This is a genomic window from Candidatus Aquicultor secundus, from assembly GCF_002791875.1.
Classification (GTDB): Bacteria; Actinomycetota; Aquicultoria; order Aquicultorales; family Aquicultoraceae; genus Aquicultor_A; species Aquicultor_A secundus.
The window spans coordinates 1,815-3,261 of record NZ_PFNG01000072.1 but is presented as its reverse complement, the minus strand read 5'-3'; the positions used below and the strand labels follow the sequence as shown (position 1 = coordinate 3,261).

Here is a 1,447-nt window from a genome sequence, read left to right as displayed (position 1 = left end):
CCTGTGGGGGCGGAGACAAGCTACGTCTCTACGGGTTGGGAGAAAGGTGGTTTTTAAGGTGCACACGATTACATTAATCCCCGGCGATGGAATAGGACCGGAAATCTCTGAGGCGATGCGCCGGGTCGTTGAGTCGACGGGCGTAAAAATCGATTGGGACGTGCAGGAGGCCGGTGCCGATGCAATGGAAAAGTACGGCACCCCCCTTCCCGAACAGGTGCTTGATTCGATTCGTAAAAACAAAATCGCGATAAAAGGCCCGGTCACAACACCGATCGGCAGCGGTTTTAGAAGCGTCAATGTTGCCCTGCGCAAGGAGCTTGATCTCTATGTCAACCTGCGCCCCTGTTACAGCTTAAAGGGGGTTAAAAGCCGCTACGAGGATATCGACCTGGTTATCGTTCGCGAGAACACCGAGGACCTTTATGCGGGCATCGAGTTCGAGGAAGGCAGCAAAGAAGCAAAAGAGCTTATCGATTTTCTTAAAGCACGCGGAGCCAAAATTCGCTTTGAGGACGCGGGCATCAGCATAAAACCCATTTCGATTACCGGTTCGGAGCGGATCGTGCGGTTCGCCTACGAGTATGCACGTCGTGAAGGGCGCAAGAAAGTCACGGCGGTACATAAAGCCAACATCATGAAGCACTCCGACGGGCTTTTCTTGAGAGTTGCAAACGAAGTCGGCGCGAAGTATCCGGACATCGAAACCGAAGATCGCATCGTCGACAACATGTGCATGCAACTCGTGCAAAAACCCGAGCTTTACGATGTCTTAGTCTGCCCCAACCTCTACGGGGATATCTTAAGCGATCTGTGCTCCGGGCTTATCGGCGGCCTCGGGATGGCTCCCAGTGCAAATATCGGTGAGGAGCATGCGGTATTTGAGTCGGTCCATGGCAGCGCTCCCAAGTACGCCGGGCAGAACAAGGTCAACCCAAGCGCACTTATTTTATCAAGCGTTTTGATGTTGCACCATATCGGCGAGCGCGAAGCGGCGGATAAGGTATTTACCGCGACGCGCGATGTTGTTGCCGAGGGCAAGCATGTTACGTATGACCTAGGGGGCACCGCCGGCACCTCCCAGATGGCGGATGCTATTCTTAATAAGATTTTGTCGTAAATGCTGCAAGAGTTTATATCGGTGTCGTCAGTCGTCTTGACACCCGAGCATGCGTTCTGTATAATCTCATCTAATATTCTCCATTTAGAGACAAGTAGAGCCAAACAAAGAGATATACAAGGAAAGAGGCAATGAAGGGGAGTAGTAGACTTTCTTACTATGTGAGCGAGCCGGGGGTGGTGCGAAGCCCGGTATAGGATGTAAGTCGAACGTCGCCCCGGAGCCGGCCTTCTGAACAGCGATTTCGCTTAGTAGTTTGGTCCGTCAAGCCCACGTTACGGGCACAAGAGTGGCTGTCGATTGGTTATCGGCTGCCGAATTTGGGTG

General features: G+C 52.7%; 1 protein-coding gene. It reads left to right on the top strand.

Annotation, left to right across the window (positions count from 1 at the left end; all coding sequences use genetic code 11):
* Window positions 1–58: 58 nt before the first annotated feature.
* A complete protein-coding gene (locus COY37_RS02840; protein WP_286678559.1) occupies window positions 59–1,120 on the top strand; it encodes an isocitrate/isopropylmalate dehydrogenase family protein in 1,062 nt (353 codons plus the stop codon).
* Window positions 1,121–1,447: the final 327 nt, after the last annotated feature.